Source organism: Streptomyces hilarionis (genome assembly GCF_024539675.1).
Classification (GTDB): Bacteria; Actinomycetota; Actinomycetes; order Streptomycetales; family Streptomycetaceae; genus Streptomyces; species Streptomyces hilarionis.
Map to the genome: position 1 here is coordinate 1 of NZ_JAHHIT010000485.1, position 404 is coordinate 404.

Sequence of the window (404 nt, forward strand, 5' to 3'; positions counted from 1 at the left end):
GTCATCATGGGCGGCCTTACCGCTGACGAAATGTGGGCCACCTTGGCGTTGAGCACCGGCGCAGGGCTGGTTATCGGTATTCCGGCCGCGATATTGACCCAGATTTGGGCACTTATCATCGGCGCCGCCATGCTCTGTGCTGTCCTAGGGCTGTTTCTTGCCAGTCGTTTCTTGCGTCGGTGGAAACGCGGCCGACCTGATACATGGCTATACCGCCAGATGCAATTGAACATCGCGCGGTTCTTTCCTACCTGGAATAAAGCCCTGCTGATTACTCGTACAGGTGCGTGGACCTGTCATCGAACGGAGGTTCAATGACTTACCGTAAAAAAGTAGACGCCCAACTGGCCCACATTAACAGCCTGCGCATGGTCATTGGTTTTCTCATTGCCCTGGGTCTGTAC

Annotated in this window: 1 protein-coding gene; it reads left to right on the forward strand. The window is 55.0% G+C overall.

All coding sequences use genetic code 11. The annotated features are described in order from the left end of the window. On the forward strand, positions 1–318 hold a 318-nt coding region (locus tag KMS84_RS44015; RefSeq protein WP_256921397.1), incomplete at its 5' end, for a TIGR03750 family conjugal transfer protein. Positions 319–404: the final 86 nt, after the last annotated feature.